This is a genomic window from Streptomyces sp. NRRL F-525 (genome assembly GCF_000716605.1).
Classification (GTDB): domain Bacteria; phylum Actinomycetota; class Actinomycetes; order Streptomycetales; family Streptomycetaceae; genus Streptomyces.
In genome coordinates, this window is the sequence record NZ_JNXE01000008.1 from 214732 (window position 1) to 237302 (window position 22571).

Here is a 22571-nt window from a genome sequence, read left to right on the forward strand (position 1 = left end):
TGTCGTGAACGGGGTATGGAACCCCTTGATCATGTCCGGACGTTGTCACCCCGTCAGACTCACCCCCGCCCACCCGTCACACAGGAGCGGCATGGACATCGGCGTATTCATCCCCATCGGCAACAACGGCTGGCTCATATCGAAGAGTTCACCCCAGTACCTGCCGAGCTTCGAGCTCAACAAGGCCATCGTGCAGAAGGCCGAGGAGCACGGGCTCGACTTCGCGCTGTCGATGATCAAACTCAAGGGCTTCGGCGGCGAGACCGAGTTCTGGGACCACAACCTGGAGTCGTTCACGCTGATGGCGGGCCTGGCCGCCGTGACGGAACGGATCAAGCTGTACGCCTCCACCCCGATCCTCGTCCTGCCCCCGGCGATCGTCGCGCGCATGGCCACCACGATCGACTCCATCGCCCCCGGCCGCTTCGGCATCAACATCGTCACCGGCTGGGCACCCGGCGAGTACTCCCAGATGGACCTGTGGCCGGGCGACGAACACTTCGGCAACCGCTACGCCCGCGCCGCCGAGTACGTCACGGTGATGAAGGAGCTGTGGAGCGAGGGCGTCAGCAACTTCAAGGGCGAGTTCTACGAGATGGACGACTGCGTGCTCTCGCCGCGCCCGACGGACGGGCACATCGACATCGTCGCGGCCGGGCAGAGCCCCACGGGCATCCGGTTCGCCGCCGAGCACGCCGAGTACAACTTCATCCTGGGCAGCGGGGTCAACACCCCCGTTGCCCTGTCGGACACCGTGGCCTCGCTCGTGGACGCGGCGGAGGGGACCGGCCGTGACGTCGGCGCGCTCTCCCTCTTCATGATCATCGCCGACGAGACCGACGAGGCCGCCCGGGCGAAGTGGCAGGACTACCACGACAACGCCGACCACGCGGCGCTGGCGTACATGGCCGGCGAATCCGCCACTGACACCACCGCCGACGACACCTCCACCGCCCGGACCATCGTGCTGCCCGAGGGCGCGGTCAACTTCAACATGGGCACGCTGGTCGGCTCGTACGAGACCGTCGCGAAGCTGCTCGACGAGGTCGCCGAGGTCGAGGGCACCAAGGGGATCATGCTCGTCTTCGACGACTTCCTCGTGGGCCTGGAGAACTTCGGCACGCGCATCCAGCCGCTGATGAAGTCACGGTCGCAGGCCGGGTGACCGTCGCTCCGGACGGTCCGGGCGGGCGGTCGTGACCGTCGGCCGCAGTCCGTGGCGGGTGTTCGCGGCCACCGCCGTGGGGGTGGTGGCCGTGTTCCTCAACATGAGCGGTCTCGCCGTCGCGCTGCCCACCATCACCCGGGAGCTGGGTGCCGACCCCGGGCAGGCCGACTGGATCCTGCTCGGCTACATGCTGGTCACCACCGCCCTGATCCTCGTCTTCGGCCGGCTCGCCGACATCGTCGGCCGCCGCAGCCTGTATCTCGCCGGGCTCGTCGTCTTCACCGCCGGGACCGGGCTCGCGGCGCTCTCCCCGTCGGCGGGGTTCCTGATCGCGGCCCGGGTCGTGCAGGGCGTGGGCGCCGCCGCCGTGATCACCAACAACACGGCCCTGCTGACCGACGTGTTCCCAGCACGCACGTTGGGCCGGGCCCTCGGCTGGAACGTCACCGTGGCCGCCACGGCCCAGGTCGCCGGACCCGTCGTCGGCGGCGCGGCGACCCAACTCCTCGGCTGGCGTGGGCTGTTCGTCGTCTGCGTACCGATCGGGCTGGTCGCGATCGGCGCGTCGGTCCTGTCGGTTCCGGCGGGTGTGGAGCGGGTCGGCAGGGCCCGTGAACCGTTCGACCTGCCGGGCGCCCTGCTGTCCACGGCCATGCTGACCGCCCTCGTCCTCACCCTCACACCCGGTGTCACGTCCACTGTCGCCTCCTGGCTGCCGTGGGCCTGCGGCGCCGCGACCCTCGCCCTGTTCACGGCTTTCGTCGCGGTCCAGACGCGCCGCGCGCATCCCCTGGTCGACGTGGCGCTGCTGCGCACCCGCGCGATCGCCCTTGTGCTCGCGGCCGTCCTCGCCAACGCCGTCGGCAGCTACGCCGTCGTCCTCCTGGCGTCCCTGCACGAACAGGCGGTCGGTGGCGCCACCTCCCTGGAGGCGGGGGTGCTGGTGACACCGGTCGCGGTGGGCACGTTGCTCACCTCGGCCGCCGCGGGTTCGCTGTTCGACCGCTTCACCCCGCGCGCCCTGACGACAACGGGCATGGCGGTGACGGCGTGCGGACTGCTGGGCTTCTCGCTGACACTCTCGACGACGACCGTGCCGTTCCTGGCCGTTGCCCCGTTCCTCTTCCTCGTCGGGGCCGGCACCGGGTTGTTCATGACGCCGAGCACGAGCGCGCTGATGCTGTCCGCGCCGGCCGACCGGCGTGGCATGGCCAACGGCCTGCGGTCGACCACGCAGAACGTGGGCTACCTCCTGAGTACGGCCCTCGCGCTCGCGTTCACGACGACCGGGCTGAGCGAACCGGCCCGGCAGGCCGCGTACGACGGGACACTGAACACGCTGAACGTCCTCGGCTCGGGCGAGTTGGACCGTTTCGTCGCCAACATCCGCGCCACGGGGTTCGTCCTCACGGGCATCGTCGTGGTCGGGGGAGTGATCTGCCTGGCGTTTCCCACATCGCTGCGGGCACCCCGTACTGCCGACGCGGCCGTCGTCAACTCCCCACCGGAGTCCGCCACTTCACGAAGGGCATCGACATGACCGGTTCCGCACAGGAGGACTATGAGCGCGCCGGCTTCGACGGCCGGCTCACCCCGGGCACGTCCCCGGCCCTGATCCTGGTGGACCCCGCCCGCGCCTACGTCGACCCGGACTGCCCGCTCTACGCCGGCGTCGAACCGGCGGCCGACGCGATGAGGCTCCTCCTGGCCGACGCACGCCGGGCCGGGATCCCGGTGATCGTGACGCGGGTGCTGCTGCGGGCGGACGGGAGCGACGGCGGCCTGTTCCTACGCAAGGTGCCGGTCCTGGGGGTGTTCGCGGAGGGCAGCCCCTTCGGCGAGTTCATCGACGGGTTGGCGCCGGAGCCGCACGAACTGACCGTGACGAAGCAGTGCCCGAGCGCCTTCTTCGACACCGGACTCGCCGCGCATCTCACGGCCAACGGCATCGACACCCTGCTCATCGGCGGACTGTCGACGAGCGGCTGTGTCCGGGCCACCGCGCTGGACGCCATGCAGTACGGGTTCGTGCCGGTCGTGGTCGAGGAGGCCGTGGGCGACCGGGATCCCGACATCCACGCGGCGAACCTCTTCGACATCAGACACAAGATCGGCGAGGTGTGGGCGCTCGGGCGGGTTCAGGGGTATCTCGCTTCTCTCGGCTGAGTGCTGAGTGCTGAGTGGCGGGGGCACCTCGATGTACGCGCCGTCGGCCGCCTCCACGGACAAGACCTGCGACGGTCTCGCCCTCGGCCTGCGGGCCGGCGCCGAGGCCATCGACATGGAGTACGTCCAGTTCCATCCCACCGGGCTCGCGTCGGACGTACCGACGTACGACGGAATGCCGGTCGAGGAAGCCGTACGGTTCGACGGCGCGACCCTGCTCAACCGTGACGGCGAGCGGTTCATGCTGCGCTACGACCCGCTGGGCGAACAGGCCACCCGGGACAAGGTGTCGCGCGGTGCGTACCGCGAGATCATGGAGGGGCGCGGTTTCGCGGATGGAACGGTCCGGCTGGATCTCGGTGCCTGCGCGCATCTGATCCCGGAGCGCTATCCGGCCCTGTACGAACGTCTCTGCCTGATCAACCCCGGATTCGGTTCGGCGGACGCGTCGGTACTCGCCGTCCGTCCCACCGCGCATTTCCTGATGGGCGGACTCCGGACCGACAGTTCGGCCCGCACCACGATCCCCGGCTTGTATGCGGCGGGCGAGACCGCGGGCGGCGTCCACGGTGCCAACCGCCTCGGCGGGAACGGTCTGTCGGAAGCCCTCGTCTTCGGTCGCATCGCCGGTCGGCACGCGGCGGCCCTCGGAGGTGGTACGGGGCGGAAGGAAGAACACATCCGGGTCACCGGGCCCTACCGCATGGACGTCTCGCCGGACGGCGCCTGCCCCGAGGCCCTGCTCCAACTCCTGCGGCGGGAGATGTACTTGAAGGCCGGCCCGATCCGTACGGCCCGTGACCTCCTGGCGATGACCGACACGGTCGCGGCGCTGGAGGAGCGCCGGGAGAAGCTGGACATCGCCTCCGGGCCCCGGGCCGCGGGCCAGGTACAGACGTGTCTCGACCTGGAGAACCTCCTGCTGGCCTCCCGGCTGATCGTCGAGGCCGCGCTGCTCCGCGAGGAGTCGCGCGGAGCGCACCACCGCGAGGACTTCCCCTCGACGGCCGCTCGCATCACCGGCAACGCGGTCGTGCACGACTCCGGGAAACTGGCCTGGAAGCCCGTTCACCGGGGTGGAGCGCGGCCTTCCGACGCCGGCGCGGAGCACCGACGGTGAACCTGGGCAACGGGATCAGCGTGGCCGCGATATCCCTCGGCGTCGTGATCACTCCCGGGCCGAACATGATGTACATGGTCTCGCGGAGCATCGCCCAGGGCCGCCGGGCCGGGGTGGTGTCGCTGGGCGGGGTCGCGGTCGGCGCCCTGGTCTTCGTGGTGGTGACGAACCTCGGCCTGATGGCCGTGCTGAGAACAGTCCCCGTGCTGTACACGTCCTTCAAGATCGCGGGCGCCGCCTACCTGGGCTGGCTCGCCTGGCAGGCCTTCAGATCGGACGGCGCATCCGTCTTCGCCCCGCGAGAGATGGCGGACACCTCCACCCGCCGCCTCTTCGTCATGGGCCTCGTCACGAACCTCCTCAACCCCAAGATCGCCCTGCTCTACCTCTCCCTGATGCCGCAGTTCGTGGACACCCGGGCGGGCCACGTCCTCCTCCAGGGCTTCGCCTTCGGCGGCATCCAGGTCGCCGTGAGTGTGTGCGCGAACCTGGTCATCATCATGGCCGCGGGCACCCTCTCGAACTTCCTCGCGGCGCGCCCCGCCTGGCTGCGGATACAGCGGTACGTCACGGGAGCCGCGCTCGGCACGCTCGCCCTGCTGCTGGCGACGGACCAGTCGCAGGCGTGACGAACCGTCAACACCTTCCGCACGGCACTGGCGTGAAGCAGGGCGCGGGGGCGGCCGCCTCCCGTACGCACACCTCCGAACCACCCGCGCACGCCCTCCTGTTCGAGGCCGAGCACTGATGAGCTCGTCGTCCGAACAACTGGGGGGGAAAAACGACATGCGTCATCGTCTTGCGCAACGGTTCGCCGTGCTGTGCGCGTCGGCCACTCTGCTCATAGGGGCAGGTCTGGTGGCCGGACCGGCAGCTCAGGCCTCATCCTCGTCGCTCAGTCCATGCTGGCATCCGTACGTCTGCGTGTACTCGGGCCAGATCATGGTGGGCAACTACAAAGACGCGGGCTACTGGCAGCCCTTCCGGCGTACCGACGTCACGTACGCCTACAACGCCCGGCGCTACGGTGCCGCGTACTTCCACTACAGCCGTGGCTACACCAGCTGCGTCGAACCGGGACGCCGGGCTTATCTGAGCATCCCGCCCTACGGCTACGTGAACGGTATCCGTATCGACATCCGCTCGCGCTGCTACCCCTGAACCGCGTGTGACCCATCGCGGAAGCCGCACAGGGCATAGGAGCAGATGCTCTCCCCTCGGCTTCCTGCGTGGCGCACGGCAGGCTCCCGCTCGCCTCCTGACCGCGAAGCCCGTGGTCAGGAGGCGAGCGGCCCCTGCATCACCAGGGCGAGGCCCTGTTCCGCGTCGTCGTTCAGGGCGTTGGTGAAGGCCTTGTCGTAGGCGTCGTCGCCGACCGACTTGCGGGCCTGCAGCTCCCACTGGTCGCGGACCTCGGAGAGTTCGGGGGTGCCGTGGTTCGGGTGGCCGAGCATGCGCCAGAACGTGTTCCCGGTGCCGGACGTGCGCGCGGCCGCGATGCCGTTGCCCTGGACCGCGTTCGCCCCGGTGAGGAGGTCGAGCGCGAGGGCGATGCCGAGGTTGTCGTTGAGGTTGTGCTTGCTGGTGAGCATGGCCCGGGCATGGAGTTCGGCGTCGTGCGCGCGGCCCTGGAGGAGGTCTATGAAGGCGAGTTGGTGGAACGCGTACGACCGGGCCCAGTGCTCGCCGTACCGGACGCTGAGCCGGCGCAGGGCGATGGCCGCCTCGTAGGCCTCGGCCAGGCGGCCCAGCGCGGAGTGGGCGAAGGTCCGGATCACCATGCAGCACAGTTGCGGCGCGCCCGACGGCGGTGATGTGCCGTGGCTGATCAGCGCCTGGTCGCACACGTCGTAAGCGGCCTCGGGGCGGCCCGCCATGAGGTGGGTGAGGCCGAGGGTGTGGGCGGCGAAGAGCTCGGACTGCGGGGTGCCGTCCTCCCGTGCCGCCTCGGTGCACTCCTCGCCGATGCGCAGGGCGGTCCGGTGGTCGCCCTGGAGGGTGAGCGTGATGCCCAGGGCCCACTGCGCGCGGGTGCGGGACGGGCCTTTGGGGGTGTCGAGGGCGAGGACGCGTTCGAGATAGTCGCGGGATTCGTGGAGGTGTCCGCAGCAGGGCCAGAACAGGCCCGTGCGGCCCGCCATCTCGACGGCGGCGTCGGGATCCGCCTCGATGAGGTGGTCGAGTGCGGCGCGTACGTCGGCGTGGGTCGCCGAGATCCGCGCGTACCAGGCGACCTGCTGGTCACTGAGCCAGCCGGCCTCGGCCTCGGCCAGCATCGCGGCGAAGTGCTCGGCGTGGAGCCGGGCGAGGGCGTCCTCCTCACCGAGTTCCGCGAGCCACATGGCGCCGTACTCGCACAGTGTGTCGAGCATCCGGAAGCGGGTGCCCACCTGTTGGAGCACCGACTGGTCGACCAGCCGCTCGAGGAGCCACGGGATGTCGTCCGCGATGAGCGGACCCCCCGCGCAGACGGACTGCGCGTCGGCCACGTCGAGGGGGCCGCGGAAGACGGACAGCCTGGCCCACAGCAACCGCTCCAGTGGCGAGCACAGTTCATGGCTCCAACCGATCGCCGTACGCAGCGCCCGGTGCCGCCGCGGCCACACCGTCTCGTCCACGAGCGTGTCCAGCCGCGAGCCAAGTCGCTCGGCGATCTCCGCGAGGCTGCTCTCCCGCAGGCGCGCGCAGGCGAGTTCGACGGCGAGCGGGATTCCCTCCAGCCGGCGGCAAATGGCATCGACGGCTTCGGCGGAACCGGGGGAGTCGAGGGACAGCGCGGGCGCGGCCGTGGCACAGCGCTCCCGGAACAGCCGTACGGCGTCTCCGCTGCCACCCTCCTCCATGGAGAGCGGAGCCACCTCGACACGGTGCTCCCCCCGGACCCCGATGGCCTGTCTGCTGGTGGCGAGCACGGTCAACTGCGGTGCCGCGGCGAGGAGTTCGCTCACCAGGAGCAGGCAGGAGGCCAACACGCGTTCGCAGCAGTCGAAGACGAGAAGGATCTGCCGGCCGGTCAGCCACTCGCACAGCGCCTCGACCGGGGCGCGCGGATTGTGGTCCAGGAGATCTACGGCGTCGCAGACCGTCGCGGTGAACAGCCGGTCGTCGTAGAGGTTGGACAGGTCGACCCACCAGACCCCGTCGGCGTACTGCCCCCGGACCTGCTCCGCGACACGCAGCGCCAGCCGGCTCTTCCCGACCCCGCCGCCACCGGTGAGCGTGACGCATCGCTGCCGCGTCAACGCCGTTTTGACTGTGTCGAGTTCGCTGTCGCGGCCGACAAAGCTGGTCGTCATCACTGGGAGATTGCCTAACACGGTCCCATCCTGCACGGCCCGGACGAGCGCCTAAACCCCCTCATCGGAAACGGTCACAAGTGATCGGAGTTGGCAACAATTCGATCGGACGGTTGTGGTGGCCGACGGAGTGAAGTGCCGTCGAGGGTGTATCGATTCGGCGGCCTCTCCATGGACTCCGGCGAAGGGCCGTTGCGCCAGGCGGAACGGCTCGGCGGTCGCTGAGAGGTACGGATGCGGGCACGGATTTTCGGAGCGTGATCCCTCCATCTTCCGCTGACCGGCGGGAAGTTCACGCACCGTCCCGCTCGACCGGATCCAGATAGAAGTTCGCCTGCGCGACCCGGGAGCCCTCGGTGTGCGCGACGACCACACCCCTCACCAGGAAACGCGTGTCGTCGACAGCGGTGCCCGACATCTCCCGCTCGCTCCAGACGACGTCCCCGTCCCGCACGGACCGCAGCACGCGCGCCTCGATGTCCGGGACGCGGGCGAAGAGGCCGGTCCAGTTCTTGCGTACGACCTCCTGTCCCACGAAACTCCGCGCCGGGTGGGTCGGCATGTCGCAGCGGTAGTCCTCGGTGAAGCAGGCGACCAGCGCTTCGAGATCATGGGTCGAGATCGCCTTCCGGAGGTTGTCGGGGAACGCGGACACGCGGTTTCCTTTCGTTTCTCCACTTCCGTCGTGTCGATCTTAGGCCGGGCGCCACGCCCGGGCACGTCCAACTCGGTCTGAGCGAAGCCCAGTTGAGACCAGCCCGCGACGCCGCCGCCGAACCGGGCACCTCACTCCACCTCGAAGGTCGCCCCGATCCCCATCCCGGTGATCCACTCCGGAACCGGCTCGTACGCACTCCACACCAGCGGCGCCCGTACCGCCGCCTGCCCGATCAGCCACGTACGGATCTCGTGCCCGCCGCTGCCCGCCTGCTCCTCAAGACCCGCGTCGCCGAGCGCCGCGATCGGCTCGGACTCCCCGGTCCCCAACTGCTTCAGGAACCAGCGGTCCCACGCGCTGTTGACGTGCGCGTGCGGGTCGCCACCCATCGCCCGGACCCGGGGTTCGCGGGCGGCCGCGAAGGCCTGGGCGTCCTCGCGGCCGTGGATCACCGAGTGGCGGCGGTCCTCGGCCATCGCCGGATCGCGCGGGTCGTTGGTGGGCAGCCAGTGGGAGAGTCCGCCGCTCGCGATGAGCAGGACCCGGCCGGCGGCGCCGTCGTCGCGCAGGGCGTCGCCGAGCGCCCGGCCGAAGCCGATGCAGCGCTCCATGGTCGGCAGTGGGGGAGCGGCGGTGTTGACGACGAGCGGCACCATGGGGATGTCGGCGCCGCCGCACACCATCTCGTAACTCTGCACGAGCCCGTGGTCGACGGTCAGCGAGTACGACAGCGACAGGTCGAAGCCCGCGCGGGTGAGCCCGTCGTAGGCGGACCAGGCCAGGTCGCGCGCGACGGGCAGCGGGCCCGGCCTGCTGCCGAAGTCGCCGAATCCCACGGCGTGTTCGACGCCGATGAGGAACGGCGGCATCGCGTCGTAGAAGTTCGCGTGGAAGTGGTCGGGGCCGATGACCACGACCGCGTCGGGTGCGAGCCGGGCGACCGTGCGGGAGAGCCGGGCCGCCTCCGCGAGGAAGCGGCCGCCGGGCTGTTCGGGGCCGTCGGGCGGCAGCAGGGTGGCGAACGGGGAGTGGGACAGGGCGACCAGGCCGAGGATGTCGCTCATACCGGGTCCTTGCCGAGGAGGAGGAAGTCGCGGTGGGCGCGCAGGAATTGGGCGGGCTTCTCCCACTGCGGCCAGTGGCCCGCGTCCTCGATGACGTGCAGGCGGGCGTCGGGGAGCCAGCTCTGGAGCATCGCCGCCTCGTCGAGTCCGCCGGTCGGGTCGTGGTCGGTCCACAACAGCAGGGTGGGTGCGGTGACTTGGCCGACCCAGGCCGGGTCCCAGGCGAACTCCTTGCGTACCTCCGGGTCTTGGAGCACCAAGGTGTTCTCGATCGCGCGCAGGAAGCCGGGGCGGCCGTAGACCGCGCGGCGCAGGTTCACCAGCTCGTCGGTGACCATCGACGTGTCGTGGAAGAGGAACTCGACGCGGCGGCGCACGGTTTCGTCGCTCGGGTCGCGGACGGCGGCCAGGGTGCTCTCGCGCATCTTGACCATCACCTCGGGCTTGTTGGCGATGTTCCCGGGGGTGTTGAGCACGAGCCGTTCGACGCGGTCGGGGTGGTACGCCGCGGTCCACGCGGTGACCCAGCCGCCGAGCGATTCGCCGGAGAGGTGCGCCGCGTCGATCCCCAACTCGTCCATCAGGCCGAGGAGATGATCCGAGAGCACGTCGATCGTGTACGGCCGGTCCGGCAGGTCGGACCAGCCGTGGCCGACCATGTCGTAGGCGGTGACCCGGAAGTCGGCGGCGAGCCCGGCGATGTCCCGGGCGTAGGCCTCCAGGTGTCCGCCGGTGCCGTGCAGCAGGATCAGGTCGGGGCCTGACCCCGCGCGCAGGACGCGGGTGCGGACGCCGGCGACGTCGACGAAGCGCAACTCGTGCTCCACGTCGGACAGTTCGCCCCAGATGCCGATGTGGGCGGGCAGCGGGCTCATGCCTGCTCCTCCTTGAATCGTGCGCGGGCCTCCGCGACCGTGACCAGGCCCGCGCTCTGCCGGCGTCCGACGCCCAGCAGGTTCAGCAGGCGGGAGTTCTCGATGGTGAGGAACTCGACCGGCTCGGTGTCGGAGTCGTTGTAGTGGCGGTGCCAGGTCCAGGGCGGGGTGTAGATGAAGTCGCCGGTGGCCCAGGGTTCGGTGTCGTCCTCGATCTCGCTGTGGCCGTTCCCGCTGATGACGAAGTGCACCGTCTCGTGATGGTGGCGCTGCATGTCCGAGCTGAGACCCGCCGGGATGGTCTGGCGGAAGAGCTCGAAACTGGCCGTCGGCAGCAGTCCGGCGATCGCCAGCACGGTCGGGTTGTGCACCTGGTCGGCCGGCAGGGGCGCGAGTTCGTCGGCGTGCACGACCACCGGACGCGCCGCACCGGGCTGCACGGTGTCGTGGATCGAGCCGAGGAAATCACCCATGGTGAAGCCGGATCCTGAGTCCGCCATCAGATCGTCTCCGTCCTTCCGCCGTCGACCGTGAGCACGGTCCCGTTGATGTACGCCGCCTCGTCGGAGGCCAGGAACGCCACGGCCGCCGCGATCTCCGCCGGCAGCGCGGCCCGCCCGGCCGGAATGTGCGCGAGGTCCTGCGCGTCGAGTTCGTCGAAGCCGCGGTGGGCGGCGCGTGCCCGGTTGGTGAGGATCTGCGTCCGCCGCTCGGTCGAAGTGGCGCCGGGGGCAACGCAGTTGACGGTCACGCCCTGGGCCGCGAACTCGCGGGAGAGCAGCTTGGCCGCGGCCGTGACCGCCGAGCGCAGCACCACCGACGCGGCCAGGTCGGGCTGGGGCTGCCGTACCGCCGTGGACGTCACGAACACCACCCGTCCGAAGCCCCGCTTCGCCATGCCCGGCATCGCGAGGCGTGCCAGCCGCAGCGGGCCGAGCAGCAACAGCTCGGACGCCTCCCGCCACCGCGCGTCGTCGAGGTCGAGGATCCCGCCGGGCGGCGGACCGCCGGCGTTGAGCACGAGCACGTCGAGGCCGCCGTACCGGTCGTCGATCTCCTCCATCGCGGCTACGGCCGAGTCCGGATCGGCCATGTCGCTGACCAGGGCGTGCACCTCGCGCGGCGCGCCGCCGAGCCGCGCGGCCGCCGCTTCGAGGGCGTCGGCCCTCCGACCGGTGATCACCACCCGGTCGCCCGAACCCGCCAGGCGCTCGGCGACCGCGTGGCCGATACCGCTCGCACCGCCGCCGACCAATGCTGTCCGCATGATGTTGGCATCCTCCAGAGTCCGCCCCCTGTCCGCCGGCGGGGAGGGGCGTGGCCGAGCCCTCCCCTTGTCCGCCGGGCGGGGACAGCCTTAGCGTGACCGGCATGACCCCCGGGGAACAAGAGAAGAGTCCCACTGCGCGGGACGGCAAGACCGAGGCCTCGGGCCTGGAGCGCGCGGCGGCGATCCTCGGCGCCTTCGACGCGGCGCACCGCGAGCTGACCCTCTCCGCGCTCGTGGCCCGCTGCGGGCTGCCCCGCTCGACCACGCACCGCACCGCTGACCGGATGATCCGGCTCGGCTGGCTGGACAAGCCCCACGGCCACTACCGCATCGGCAACCGGCTCTTCGAGATCGCCAGCCTGGCGCCGATCCGGCTCGAACTGCGCGAGGCCGTGCTGCCCTGCCTGCAGGACCTGCACAGCGCGACCAGGACCACCGTGCAGCTCGGCGTCCTGGAGGGCGCGCAGATCCTGGTCGTCGAGAAGATCACCGGCCACCGCCCCATGCCGATGCTCTCCCAGGTCGGCGGAATCATCCCGGCGTACTGCTCGGCGCTGGGCCGGGCCATCCTCGCCTACAGCGAGACCGAGACCATCGACGCCGTACTCGATGCCGGAACGCCGCCGCGCAACCCGCGCACCCTGACCACCAAGGAAGCCGTGATCCGGGAGCTGACCGCCGTGCCGGCCAGGGGCTGGGCGGTGGAGCGCGAGGAGGGCAACATCGGCGTGAGCTGCGTCGCCGCCCCGATCTTCGGCCCGTCCGGCCACGTCGCCGCGGCGCTGTCCGTCACCGGGCCCACCGCCCTGGTCCGCGCCGACCGGGCAGGGCCCGCGGTACGGCTCGCCGCCGCGGCCGCCTCCCGGGCCTACAGCACCCGCCGGTGAAAAAGTCCCAGCGCGTGGGACTGGATCATTGCGCATCGACCGCTCCGAACCCACGCTGGGCGCAGCAGACCAGCGCCGTGGCCGGTCGGCCACGGTGGCGACCGGAAGGAGACGACGGTGACTCTAGGCGGTGGCTACATGCTGCCCTCCCGCGACGGACACAAGATCGCGGCGATCGGGCTGGGCATCACCCTCAAGGCGGACGGTGCCGCGACACACGACGCGTACTCGCTGTTCGAGTACACGGTCCCGCCGGAGACCGACGGACCGCCGCCCCACCTGCACACCCGTGAGGACGAGTCCTTCATCTGCCTGTCCGGACGGCTCGACGTGCACCTCGGCGGCAAGGACTTCGTCCTCGAACACGGCGACTACCTCTACCTGCCGCGCGACGTGATCCACGCCTTCCGCAACCCCTACCAGGAGGAGTCGCGCGTCATCTCCGTCGTCTCGCCGGCCGGACTGGAGGCCTACTACCAGACGCTCGCGGACATGCCGCCCGGCCCGAAGGACATCGGGCTCATGAAGAAGATCATGGGCGACTTCGGCATCGAGCTCCAACTGCCGCCCGAGGTCGCCTGATCATGAGGATCGCCATCATCGGTGCCGGTGTCGCGGGCCTGGTCACCGCCAAAGTGCTCACCCAGGCCGGACACCGGACGGACGTGTTCGACAAGACCCCCGACGTCGGCGGCGTGTGGAGCCGCACCCGCCGCTACCCGGGCGTCACCACCCAGAGCCCGAAGGCGCAGTACTCCTTCTCCGACTTCCCCATGCCCGCGGACTTCCCCGAGTGGCCCGACGGCGCCCAGATCCAGTCCTACCTCGCCGACTACACCGCGCACTTCGGCCTCGAACCCGTCCTGCGCCTGAGCACTGAGGTGCTCTCGGCCCGCCCGACCGCCGACGGCGCGTGGAGCGTCGAGTACCGCGACTCCGCGGGCACCCACAGCACGGAGACCTACGACCGGCTCGTCGTCGCCAATGGGGTGTTCTGCGAACCGGCGGTGCCGAAGTTCGACGGCCTGGCGGAGTTCACCGCGGCCGGGGGCCAGGTGTGCGCGGGCACCGAGTTCCACGACGCCGAACAGGCCCGCGACCGCAGCGTCCTGGTCGTCGGCTACGGCAAGTCGGCCTGCGACGTGGCCGTTCCGATCAGCGTCGTAGCCGCCCGCACCGACGTGATCGCGCGCCAACTGCTGTGGAAGGTCCCGCGCAAGATCGGCGGCAGACTCAACTTCAAGATGCTGCTGCTCACCCGCCTCGGCGAGGGGCTCTTCCGCTACATCCGCCCGCGCGGCTTCGAACGCTTCCTGCACGGCCCCGGCAACGGCCTGCGCCGCCGGATGATCAACTCCATCGGCACGGTGTCGATACGCCAACTCGGCCTCAAGCGACTCGATTTGGTGCCCCGCGGGACGATGGAGGACATCGTGCGCGGCGCCATCGGCCTCGCGACCGAGGGCTTCTTCGAGGCCGTCACCGCGGGCGCCATCACCGTCCGCCGCGACCGCACCATCGAGCAACTCCTCGTCGTGGACGGCAAGCCCTCCGCCCGTCTCTCCGACGGCACCGTGCTGCCCGCGGACCTGGTGGTCTGCGCGACCGGCTTCACCCAGGGCGTCCCGTTCCTGCCCGAGAAGGTGCAGGAGCAACTCCTAGACGAGCGCGGCAACTTCATGCTCTACCGCCAGATCCTGCCCCTCGGGATCCCCGGCCTGTACTTCAACGGCTACAACTCCTCCTTCTTCAGCCCGCTCAACGCCGAGCTCGCCGCGCTGTGGATCGCGGCCGGCCTCGCCGGTGCGCTGACGACTCCCGACACCGAGACCATGCGGGACGCGGTCGTGGACCAACTGGCCTTCATGGACCTCGCCACCGACACCCACCACTGCCGCGGCACCAAGATCATCCCGTTCTCCATGCACAACGCCGACGAAGTGCTCAGCGACCTGGACCTCAACATCAACCCGCTTGTCCGCGCCGCCCATTGGCTCGGCCCGGTCGACCCGGCCGCGTACCGACGCCTGACGCCGGTGCTGCTCAAGCGCCTCGCGTCGGTCGGGCCCGGAGACCGGGACCTGCCCCGCACGCTTCCCGTCCCGGGGAGCCCGGGACGGGAGAGCCTGACGAAGTCTCCTTCGCAGGGCTGAGACCGGTCAGCCGTACGTCACGGTCACCGGAGTGCGCGCGCTCCGCGCTGGGAGCGGGACGGTCAGGGTGTGGGTCTTGCTGTCGAAGTGGTAGGCGTGGGCGGGGAGTTGGGCCCCACCCACTCGGACGGTACCCGGGGTGGTGACCCCGAGGAGCGAGACGGTCCACTGCCGGTTTTTGATCTGGCCGCGGAAGGTCCCGGTCGGCGGGTCGATCGTCACCGTGTGCCGGGTGCCGTTCTCCCGGTACCGGATCTTCGTGACGGCGCTGTGGCCGCGCCCGGTGCGGGCGGTCCCGTCGTCCTCGTAGAGGGTGGAGGTGCCGGAGGCGCCCGCGGCCACGTTGAGCGTGACCTTGTTCAGCGGGGCCTTGTCGTTGCTGGTGACATTGCTCGTCCGCGTCGGGATGACGGCGCCCGCCCGGACGAAAACCGGCATGGTGTCGAGGCCGTTGGTGATGTTCTGGGTGGTGCCGCCGGCGTAGGTCTGCCCGGTGAAGTAGTCGGTCCACTGGCTGCCCGGCGGGAACCACACCGAGGTCGTCGCCGTGGTGCCGGGCGTGGTGACGGGGGCGACGAGCAGGTCGGGGCCGTAGAAGTACTCGTTGTTCGAAGTGGCGTACGCCTGCGGCTCGTTGGGGTACTGGAGGTACATCGGGCGGGTGACCGGGACGCCGGTCGTGTTGGCCTGCTGCGCGAGGGAGTAGGTGTAAGGCACCAGGTTCTCGCGGAGGTTGAGGAACTTGTCGGCCGATGCGCGGGCCGCCGTGCCGTACTGCCAGGGCAGGCGGTCGCTGTGGTTGCTGTGCAGGCGGTCGATGGGCTGGAAGGTGCCGAGCTGGACCCAGCGGGCGTACATGTCGTCGGGGAGCTTGAAGGTGGTGTGGGTCGTGCCGTCGGCGGTGTAGGTCTCCGAACCGGTCAGTTTCGTCGTGTCGTTGTGGCCGCCGATGTCATGGCTGATCGCCGACATGCCGGTGGCGGCCGCCTCACCGGGCGTGTAGCCGACCTCGGCCTTCAGGGTGCCCCAGGTGGAGGAGGTGTCACCGGTGAAGTGGACGGTCGTGCGCTTGTCGGCCCACGGCCCGGTGGGCAGCCCCTGCTGGCCGCTGTAACCGCCCGCCTGGAGCGAGCCGTAGGCGCGGGAGACGGCGAAACCCCGGCCGATGGTCTTGTCGGCGTCCGTCGCGTACTGCTGGTTGATCCACGCGTCGGGGGTGACGCCGGGCAGCGAGGACTGGGAGTTGTCGCAGCACCAGTCGAGCCACCAGAAGTCGTTGCCCTGCTGGTCCATGGTCTGGTGCAGATCCATGTACGCCTTGAGCTGGTCGGGGTCGCCCCAGTCGAACGTGTAGCAGTCACCGGCACCACTGCTCGCGGCGGGCGCACAACCACCCTTGTGCAGCTTGCCCTTGGCGGTCGCCTGGGCCTGCGCGAACTGCGGGTCGCTGCTGAGGATGCTCGGGTGGATGTTGAGCGTGTTGTGCAGCCCCTGGGACGCGGCCCAGTCGAAGAACCCCTTCGGATCAGGGAACTTGGACTGGTCGATCTCCCAACCGCTCCACGTGTTCGGCGACTTGAAGTCCGTGTCGGTCACCAGGACGTCGAGGGGCACGCCCTCGGCGCGGAAGGCGGGCAGGATTCGGTTCTCGTAGTCGGCGGCGGTGCGGTCGATGTACTCCGAGTACCAGACGCCGTACGCCCATTGGGGAAGCAGCTCGGGCGGACCGGTGAGGGTGGCGAGATCGGTCAGACCTTGTTGGTAGTCGTGTCCGTAGCCGAAGACATAGCCGTCCTGGTACGGCGCGCCCCCGTGGGACGGGCGTTGGGTCACCTGGTGGGTGCCGGTGTCGTACAGGGCGGAGGTGGTGTCGTCGAGGAGGTACCAGCCGTCCTTGTAGAGCAGGCCGGGTGTGGTGGCCGGCGCCCCGTTGTTGCCGTCGACGCCGTCGAGGCTGCGCCGGTAGCCGCCGAGCGCCAAGTGGGGTTGCGGGGCGGGGGAGTTGGCCGCCGTGACGGAGACCGTGTCGAGGTTGACGTGACAGCTCGCGGTGTCCGGGCAGCCGACGGTGATGTCGTTCGCCCCGGCCTTGAGGGTGACGGGGACGGAGGCGGTGCTCCAGGTGTCCCAGTTGCCGGTGACCGGCAGCGACAGGGTCCGCGTGGTGCCGTTGGACGACACCGTCGCCGTACGGGTCTGGTACAGCCCGTCGCTGCCGGTGGCGTTGGCATAGCGCACCTGCAACGCGTACGTGCCGTCGGCCGGTACGCCGACCATGTGGGTCAACGCGCTTGAGCCTTGGTTGAGTTCGGCGAGGAAGCCGCTGCCGGAGTACCCGGTGTGGTCGGTGGCGGTGATCGCCGTACCCGAGACGCGACCGGCCTCGGCCTCGCAGGTGACGCCGTATCCGCAACTCGTGATGGCGGTGGTGGAGGTGGACGGGAATCCGCTGCCCTGGTTCACCACGGCGACGCTGTCGAGATTGACGTCCCCGGAGTCGGCGGCGGTCCTCGTCAGCGTCAACGTGTGCTGTCCTGCGCCGAGTTGGACCGCGCTGCTCGCGAGACCCCAGGTGTCCCAGTTGCCGGTGCTCGGCAGACTCACCGTACGGCTCGGGCCGCCGTCCACCGACAGCGTGAGGGTGCGGGTGGTGTTCTGGCCGTCCCCGCCGACGTAGTTGGCGTAGCGCGCGTCGAACGTGTACGTCCCCGCCGCGCCGACGGTGACGTCCGCCGACACGGAGTCGCCCGTCCCCTCGAAACCGGCGAGGAACCCGGACCCGGTGTAGCCGGTGTGGTCCGTGGCGACACCGGCCCCGCTGTGGGGCAGTTGCTCGGCCTCGCACAGGGCACCCAGGCCGCAGGTGAGCCGGTGCCACGGGGTGGCGTCGACCGCCGACCCGCCGGCCGACAGGTGCACGGAGAGGTTCTGCGCGTCGAACGGCCCCGAATCCACCTGGTACTTGAGGGTGAGCGCGCTCGTGGTGATGGTCAGCCAGCCGTTCGACGTACTCGATGTGTACGGGGGAGGCGTGAACGCGGTGCGGCCGATCGCGTTGAACGTCGCGCTGTCGGTGAACTTCCCGTCCTGCGCGTACTCCGTGCGGATCAGGGTCGGGGACAGGACTTGGAAGCGTGCGTTGCCCGAAGTCACCGACGCGGCACGGTGGTTGGCCGCCACGTTCGCCGAGGCCGCTCCGGTGCCGGTCACGAGCATGGCGGCGAGGGTGCTGATGAGGGCGAGGACCGTGACGCGTCTTCGCGGCATGCGTGTGGTGCGTGACGCCGATCGTCTTCTCACGGACGGCTCCGTCCTGGAGTGGGGCCACTTGGGCCTGTGGTGGAGGTGTGCCGGTTCCCGTTCGCGCCTGGTGGAATCTGCTCCTGGCCGACATCGTTGTCAACCCTTGCGGCTGAGGGTTTCTGTGCGTGTTGGTTTGTCCGGGTGGGGTTGTGCGGGGGAAGGGCCCGGTGCGGACTTCCTGGGGTCGAACGCCGGGCCGGAGTAGGGGTGTTGGGCCTCGGTCTGCTTGTGACGGGGGCCTGTCTGGCATCAGTCGGGCGCCCTGGACGCCGTAGCGCTTTGATGTGGTCAGGTCTGGGCGGCGCCGTGTACTGCGGGCGCCGGGGTCGGTGCTGTCGCCGGATCGGACGGGAAATGAGCGGCGACCCGGGTCGCGGTCGCGGTGGCGCGGGCCGTGGTGGTCGCCAGGCCTATCACCGTGATCACGAGGCCGCCGGTGGCGAGGATCCACCAGCCCGGGTGGCTGGCGGCGGCGAGTCCGGGGCCGCCCGGGGTGCGGGTGCGGGCGGTGACGATCGAACCGAGGATCGCGACGCCGAGGTTGTTGCCGATCTGGCGGCCGGTGGTGGTGATCGCGGCGGAGACCCCGGCCTGGGCGCGCGGCATACCGGCTACGGCGGTGGTGGTGATCGGGGCGTTGACCAGGCCGAATCCGATGCCGAGGAGGATGTAGGCGGTGAGCAGGGTCGCCCATGGCGTGGTCGGGGTGAGTGTGGTCAGCGTCAGTGCGGCGACGGCGATCAGCAGGCCGGCGGCGACCAGTGGCGGGCGGGGGCCACGCGTGGCGGTGAGGCGTCCGGACAGCGGTGAGGCGAGCGCGGTGCCGGCGGCCATCGGCATGGTCAGCAGGCCGGCCTGCAGTGCGCTGCAGCCGCGTACGTCCTGCAGATAGAGGGTGTTGAGGAACAGGAAGCCGGACAGTACGACGAACGCCGTGACGGCGGCGACGAAGGAGCCGGTGAACGGGACCGAGCGGAAGAACACCGGGTCCACCAGCGGTTGTTGGCGCCGGCGTTCGTAGGCGGGCAGTGCTGCGGCAGCTGCTGCGGCCAGGGTGAACAGGGCGATGATGGGGGTGCTGCCGTAACCCTGGTGGGAGCCTTCGATGATCGCGAAGATCAGGGAGGTGAGGATGGTGACGACGAGTATCTGACCGACCGGGTCGGGGCGCCGGGGCGCGGCGGCCCTGGATTCGGGGATGAGGATTGCGGCGAGCGCCAGGGCGGCCACCCCGATCGGGATGTTGATCCAGAAGATCGAGCGCCAGCCGGCCGAGGCGACGAGCAGGCCGCCCACCACCGGTCCTGCGGCCAGGGACAGGCCGACCGTGGTGCCCCACAGGCCGATCGCGCGGGCGCGTTCGCGGGGGTCGGGGAAGGCGTGCGTGATGATCGACAGCGCGACCGGGTTGAGCATGCTGGCGCCGAGTCCCTGGGTGACACGGAAGGCGATCAGCCAGCCGAGGCTCGGAGCGAGGGAGCAGGCCAGCGAGCCGGCGGTGAAGAGGGCCAGGCCGGCCTGGAACACCTTGCGTCGACCGATCCGGTCGGCGGTGGATCCGGCGAGCATCATGAAGGCGGCGACGGCGAGGGTGTAGCCGTCTACGGTCCACTGCAGGCCGGTCACCGGGGCGTGCAGGTCGTGGCCTATGGCCGGCAGGGCGACGTTCACCGCGGTGGTGTCCAGGGCGGTGATCAGGAGGCTCAGGCAGCACACCGCGAGGATGAGCCCCGCCCGCTGACGGGTGCCGTTGGGGAGGGGCGTGTGCGACGGCATGTTCGTTCTCCTCGGTCAGGGGTGGTGCGGTCCGCGGCCCTTGCATGCGGGGTGTCCGGCGGTGGGAGTCGCCAACGGCGCGGTGTGGCACGGAGGTTGGGTTGCGGCTTCGTGCTGGTCGCCGGGCTGCGGAGTGGGCCGGAAGGCGGCGCCGGGAAACGGGGTGACTGGCGCTCGCTCGTACTTCGGCGGGGTGACGCCGTAGCGGTGGGCGGGTTGCCTGAGCCGGATCCTGTGTGTCTTCGCCGGTTCCTGAGGTGGCGGTGCGATGTCAGGGGGCGGGTGGATCAACTGCTGCTAGGCGATGGGGAGTTCGTCGAGCTGGAAGAGGCTGCTCGGGCGCCGGTGCTGAGTGTGGGGATGGCGGAGATGAAGCGGTGGACGTGCTTGGCGCGGGGGCGGGCGGCGAAGGTGGCGGCCTCCGTGTAGACCTCGTAGAGGTAGAAACGTCCGGGGACGTCGCCTGCCTCGTAGGCGGTGAAGGTGACGCAGCTCGGTTCGCTGCGTACCTCGCGGACGAGTTCGACGATGCGGACGCTGGTCTTCGGGGCCAGGTCGGGGGAGACAGGCGGTCGAGGTTCAGCGGGCGAAGGTGGAGAAGTCCGTGTCGGCGCTGTCCCAGATCGCGTTGATGACCTGGTCGGGGGTCTCCAGCTGCGGGGAGTGGCCGGTTTCGGGGAGCAGTTGGAACTGGGCCAGGGGGATCGCGGCGGCGTAGGCGCGTCCGTAGTCGGTGTCGACGATTCCGTCGCTCTCGCCCCAGAGCACGAGGGTGGGGATCTCCAGGGAGCGGAGACGTCCGACGAGGGTGGGGTCGGCCATGGCGGAGCCCGCGTAGACGGCGATGGCGGTCCGGTTGCTCGCGGCGATCGCCTGCGCCGCCGGGGGCAGGGTCGTCGGGTCGATGCGGAACGGCTCGGGGTTGTGGAAGGTGAGCCCGAAGACCTCATCCATGGTCAGGGAGAAGAAGTCGGCGACCGGGTGTCCCGGCACCTCGATCCCGACCGCGTCGATCAGGACGATGCCGCTGACGCGCGGCGACTTCAGCAGCGCGATCTCGGCGGTGATCCAGCCGCCGATCGAGTTGCCGATGACGGTGACGTCGGTGAGCGCCAACTGGTCCAGGAGCGCGCCGTAGAGCGTGGCCAGGCCGGAGACGCTGGTCAGTGCCTCGGGGCGCTCGGTGCCGCCGAAACCCGGGTGGGTCGGGACCAGCACGTGCACGCCGTGAGCGGCGGCGAACTTCTCCGCGAACCCCGTCACCGACTGCGGGCCGGCCCCGCCGTGCAGCAGCAGGAACGGCTGACCGTCCTCGTCCCCGTATCCGGCCACGGACACCTCGACCGGGCCGACTCCGTCGAGGCTGACGGTGTATCGAGTGGTGGTTGCCATGGGCTGCTTCTCCTTGATTGGTTCGGGGGCTGGGCGGGTCAACTGGTCAGTGTGGGTGCGGGTGTTCAGGCGAAGTCGGTGGACGGCTCGGTGGCGTAGTGGCTCATCGCCTCGATCGTCGCCTCGGGTGTCAGAGGTCGGCCGGCGGCGATCATGTCGCGCAGTTCCCGGAAGTAGTCGACGTACAGGTCCGGGGTGAACGTGTTGAGCAGGACCGTTGTGCCGTCGGTCGGGTTGGCGAAGGTGTGCGGGGCGCCGGGCGGGATCATGACCAGCGTTCCGGCGGGCGCGTCGTACACGGTCTCGCCGACGGTGAACCGGGCCGCGCCGGACACGACGTAGAAGCCCTCGTCGTGCCGGGCGTGCCGGTGCTGCGGCGGGCCGTCGGTGTGCGGAGCGAGCGTGATCTCCCCGATGCCGAGGCGGTGATCGGTCGTGGTGCCGTCCTCCAGGATCCGCATGCGGGTCGGGCCGAGCTGGATCGACTCACCGGCGTCCGGACCTACGACTGAGACGTCTGTCATCTGAGCCTCCGTGTAAGAGAGTGTGCTGTGCTCGTTGGGGTTGACTCTCATTAATGTAGGCGAGTCGACCCGTTCGTGCAAGTTAACTCTCATGATGAGAGTTGGTGTTCGGGTGCGATTCCTCAGGGTGTGTCCTTGCGTCAGGCGAGGTGCGGATTGCCGTTCGACGCGCCGAGTCCGCCGTCGACGCGGATATGGGCCCCGTTCACGTAACTCGCCGCCGAACTGGCCAGAAACGTGATGACGGAAGCCGCCTCGGCCGGTTCGCCGAAGCGTCGCATCGGTACGCGGTTGAGCGCGGCGGCGACGATCTCGTCGCTCTGCAGGAATCCCGCGGTCATGTCGGTGGAGATCATGCTGGGATGTACGGCGTTGACGCGCACGCCCTCCGCGCCGTGGTCGAGCGCCATCGCGTTGGTCAGGTTGGTCACCGCGCCCTTGGCGGCGTCGTAGGCGGCCAGGCCCCAGTCACCGCCGAGCCCGGAGGCCGAACCGACGTTGACGATGCTGCCGCCCACCGCGCGGAGATGGGGGAGCGCGGCCCTGGAGGCGTAGAAGACCCCGTCGACATCGGTGGACATGACGCGTCGCCAGCCCGCCGCGTCGAGGTCGGACACGGTGCCCAACGGCTCTACGGTCGCGGCATTGTTCACCAAGGTGTCCAGTCGGCCGTGGTCGTGGGCCACGGCGTTCACCAGCCTGGTGATCCCCTCCTCGTCGGAGACGTCACCGACCCGGGCGATCAGCGTCGAGCCCGTCGGCGCCTGCGACACCGCCTGGTCCAGCTTCGCCTTCGTACGGCCGATGATCACCACCGTGGCGCCCCCGGCGGCGAACCGGTGAGCGGTGGCCGCGCCGATGCCCGATCCGCCGCCGGTGACGATGACGACCTTGCCGGTGAACGTGTTCTCAGTCATCA

Annotated in this window: 22 protein-coding genes; 10 read left to right on the forward strand and 12 right to left on the reverse strand. The window is 70.1% G+C overall.

Going from position 1 to position 22571, the window contains the following annotated elements; genetic code table 11:
- Positions 1 to 91: 91 nt before the first annotated feature.
- The 7 genes from rutA to OO69_RS51935 are packed head-to-tail and all read left to right on the forward strand — an operon-like array spanning position 92 to position 5615.
- On the forward strand, positions 92 to 1165 hold the full coding sequence (gene rutA, locus OO69_RS14840) for a pyrimidine utilization protein A (protein WP_033281060.1): 1074 nt from the start codon (positions 92 to 94) through the stop codon (positions 1163 to 1165).
- Positions 1166 to 1196: 31 nt separating this feature from the next.
- Positions 1197 to 2708, forward strand: coding sequence for an MFS transporter (locus OO69_RS14845; protein ID WP_033281061.1), 1512 nt, complete (start codon positions 1197 to 1199; stop codon positions 2706 to 2708).
- The gene (locus OO69_RS14850) at positions 2705 to 3334 is read left to right on the forward strand and encodes an isochorismatase family protein (RefSeq protein ID WP_033281062.1); all 630 of its coding nucleotides are present in this window, start codon (positions 2705 to 2707) and stop codon (positions 3332 to 3334) included. Before OO69_RS14845 ends, OO69_RS14850 begins: the two co-directional genes overlap by 4 nt.
- A 31-nt stretch (positions 3335 to 3365) precedes the next feature.
- Complete coding sequence (locus OO69_RS48840; RefSeq protein WP_158713391.1) at positions 3366 to 4454, forward strand: FAD-binding protein; 1089 nt, start codon at positions 3366 to 3368, stop codon at positions 4452 to 4454.
- Positions 4451 to 5083 (forward strand): LysE family translocator, encoded by a 633-nt coding sequence (locus OO69_RS14860; RefSeq protein ID WP_033281063.1) that lies wholly within the window; start codon positions 4451 to 4453, stop codon positions 5081 to 5083. The genes OO69_RS48840 and OO69_RS14860 overlap by 4 nt, the downstream gene beginning before the upstream one ends.
- Entirely contained in the window at positions 5080 to 5202 is a 123-nt protein-coding gene (locus tag OO69_RS53540; RefSeq protein WP_267885202.1) for a hypothetical protein, read from the forward strand. Before OO69_RS14860 ends, OO69_RS53540 begins: the two co-directional genes overlap by 4 nt.
- Before the next feature lie 38 nt (positions 5203 to 5240).
- Positions 5241 to 5615, forward strand: coding sequence for a hypothetical protein (locus tag OO69_RS51935; protein WP_158713392.1), 375 nt, complete (start codon positions 5241 to 5243; stop codon positions 5613 to 5615).
- Between the two features lie 116 nt (positions 5616 to 5731).
- Here OO69_RS51935 and OO69_RS14870 read toward each other — a convergent pair whose 3' ends face one another.
- The 6 genes from OO69_RS14870 to OO69_RS14895 form a co-directional block, all read right to left on the reverse strand.
- Positions 5732 to 7750: an ATP-binding protein gene (locus OO69_RS14870; RefSeq protein WP_078652431.1), complete on the reverse strand. Its 2019-nt coding sequence runs from the start codon at positions 7748 to 7750 to the stop codon at positions 5732 to 5734.
- A gap of 292 nt (positions 7751 to 8042) precedes the next feature.
- Complete coding sequence (locus OO69_RS14875; RefSeq protein WP_033281066.1) at positions 8043 to 8405, reverse strand: nuclear transport factor 2 family protein; 363 nt, start codon at positions 8403 to 8405, stop codon at positions 8043 to 8045.
- Between the two features lie 131 nt (positions 8406 to 8536).
- Positions 8537 to 9472 carry a 2,3-dihydroxyphenylpropionate 1,2-dioxygenase gene (locus OO69_RS14880; protein ID WP_033281067.1) on the reverse strand — a complete coding sequence of 312 codons (936 nt, stop codon included), beginning with the start codon at positions 9470 to 9472 and terminating at the stop codon, positions 8537 to 8539.
- Positions 9469 to 10347: an alpha/beta fold hydrolase gene (locus OO69_RS14885; protein WP_033281068.1), complete on the reverse strand. Its 879-nt coding sequence runs from the start codon at positions 10345 to 10347 to the stop codon at positions 9469 to 9471. The genes OO69_RS14880 and OO69_RS14885 overlap by 4 nt, the downstream gene beginning before the upstream one ends.
- The gene (locus tag OO69_RS14890; protein WP_033281069.1) at positions 10344 to 10847 is read right to left on the reverse strand and encodes a cupin domain-containing protein; all 504 of its coding nucleotides are present in this window, start codon (positions 10845 to 10847) and stop codon (positions 10344 to 10346) included. Before OO69_RS14890 ends, OO69_RS14885 begins: the two co-directional genes overlap by 4 nt.
- Positions 10847 to 11614: an SDR family oxidoreductase gene (locus tag OO69_RS14895; protein ID WP_033281070.1), complete on the reverse strand. Its 768-nt coding sequence runs from the start codon at positions 11612 to 11614 to the stop codon at positions 10847 to 10849. The genes OO69_RS14890 and OO69_RS14895 overlap by 1 nt, the downstream gene beginning before the upstream one ends.
- A 104-nt stretch (positions 11615 to 11718) precedes the next feature.
- Between OO69_RS14895 and OO69_RS14900 the strand changes: the two genes are divergently transcribed.
- The 3 genes from OO69_RS14900 (at position 11719) to OO69_RS14910 (ending at position 14657) form a co-directional block, all read left to right on the forward strand.
- Positions 11719 to 12504, forward strand: a complete 786-nt coding sequence (locus OO69_RS14900) for an IclR family transcriptional regulator (protein ID WP_033281148.1) — start codon at positions 11719 to 11721, stop codon at positions 12502 to 12504.
- 117 nt (positions 12505 to 12621) lie between these two features.
- Positions 12622 to 13086 (forward strand): cupin domain-containing protein, encoded by a 465-nt coding sequence (locus OO69_RS14905; protein ID WP_234444441.1) that lies wholly within the window; start codon positions 12622 to 12624, stop codon positions 13084 to 13086.
- A gap of 2 nt (positions 13087 to 13088) precedes the next feature.
- Positions 13089 to 14657 (forward strand): flavin-containing monooxygenase, encoded by a 1569-nt coding sequence (locus OO69_RS14910; protein ID WP_234444442.1) that lies wholly within the window; start codon positions 13089 to 13091, stop codon positions 14655 to 14657.
- A 6-nt stretch (positions 14658 to 14663) separates the two neighbouring features.
- Here the strand turns inward: OO69_RS14910 and OO69_RS14915 are convergent, their stop codons facing one another.
- From OO69_RS14915 to OO69_RS14940, 6 genes are all read right to left on the reverse strand, one after another.
- On the reverse strand, positions 14664 to 17873 hold the full coding sequence (locus tag OO69_RS14915; RefSeq protein WP_033281149.1) for a TIM-barrel domain-containing protein: 3210 nt from the start codon (positions 17871 to 17873) through the stop codon (positions 14664 to 14666).
- 375 nt (positions 17874 to 18248) lie between these two features.
- Positions 18249 to 19736: an MFS transporter gene (locus tag OO69_RS14920; RefSeq protein ID WP_051801019.1), complete on the reverse strand. Its 1488-nt coding sequence runs from the start codon at positions 19734 to 19736 to the stop codon at positions 18249 to 18251.
- A 287-nt stretch (positions 19737 to 20023) separates the two neighbouring features.
- Positions 20024 to 20290 (reverse strand): putative quinol monooxygenase, encoded by a 267-nt coding sequence (locus OO69_RS53855; RefSeq protein WP_420707875.1) that lies wholly within the window; start codon positions 20288 to 20290, stop codon positions 20024 to 20026.
- Positions 20291 to 20315: 25 nt separating this feature from the next.
- Positions 20316 to 21128 (reverse strand): alpha/beta fold hydrolase, encoded by an 813-nt coding sequence (locus OO69_RS14930; protein WP_033281074.1) that lies wholly within the window; start codon positions 21126 to 21128, stop codon positions 20316 to 20318.
- Positions 21129 to 21193: 65 nt separating this feature from the next.
- Positions 21194 to 21652, reverse strand: a complete 459-nt coding sequence (locus OO69_RS14935) for a cupin domain-containing protein (RefSeq protein WP_033281075.1) — start codon at positions 21650 to 21652, stop codon at positions 21194 to 21196.
- 140 nt (positions 21653 to 21792) lie between these two features.
- Complete coding sequence (locus OO69_RS14940; RefSeq protein ID WP_033281076.1) at positions 21793 to 22569, reverse strand: SDR family NAD(P)-dependent oxidoreductase; 777 nt, start codon at positions 22567 to 22569, stop codon at positions 21793 to 21795.
- Between the last annotated feature and the right edge of the window lie 2 nt (positions 22570 to 22571).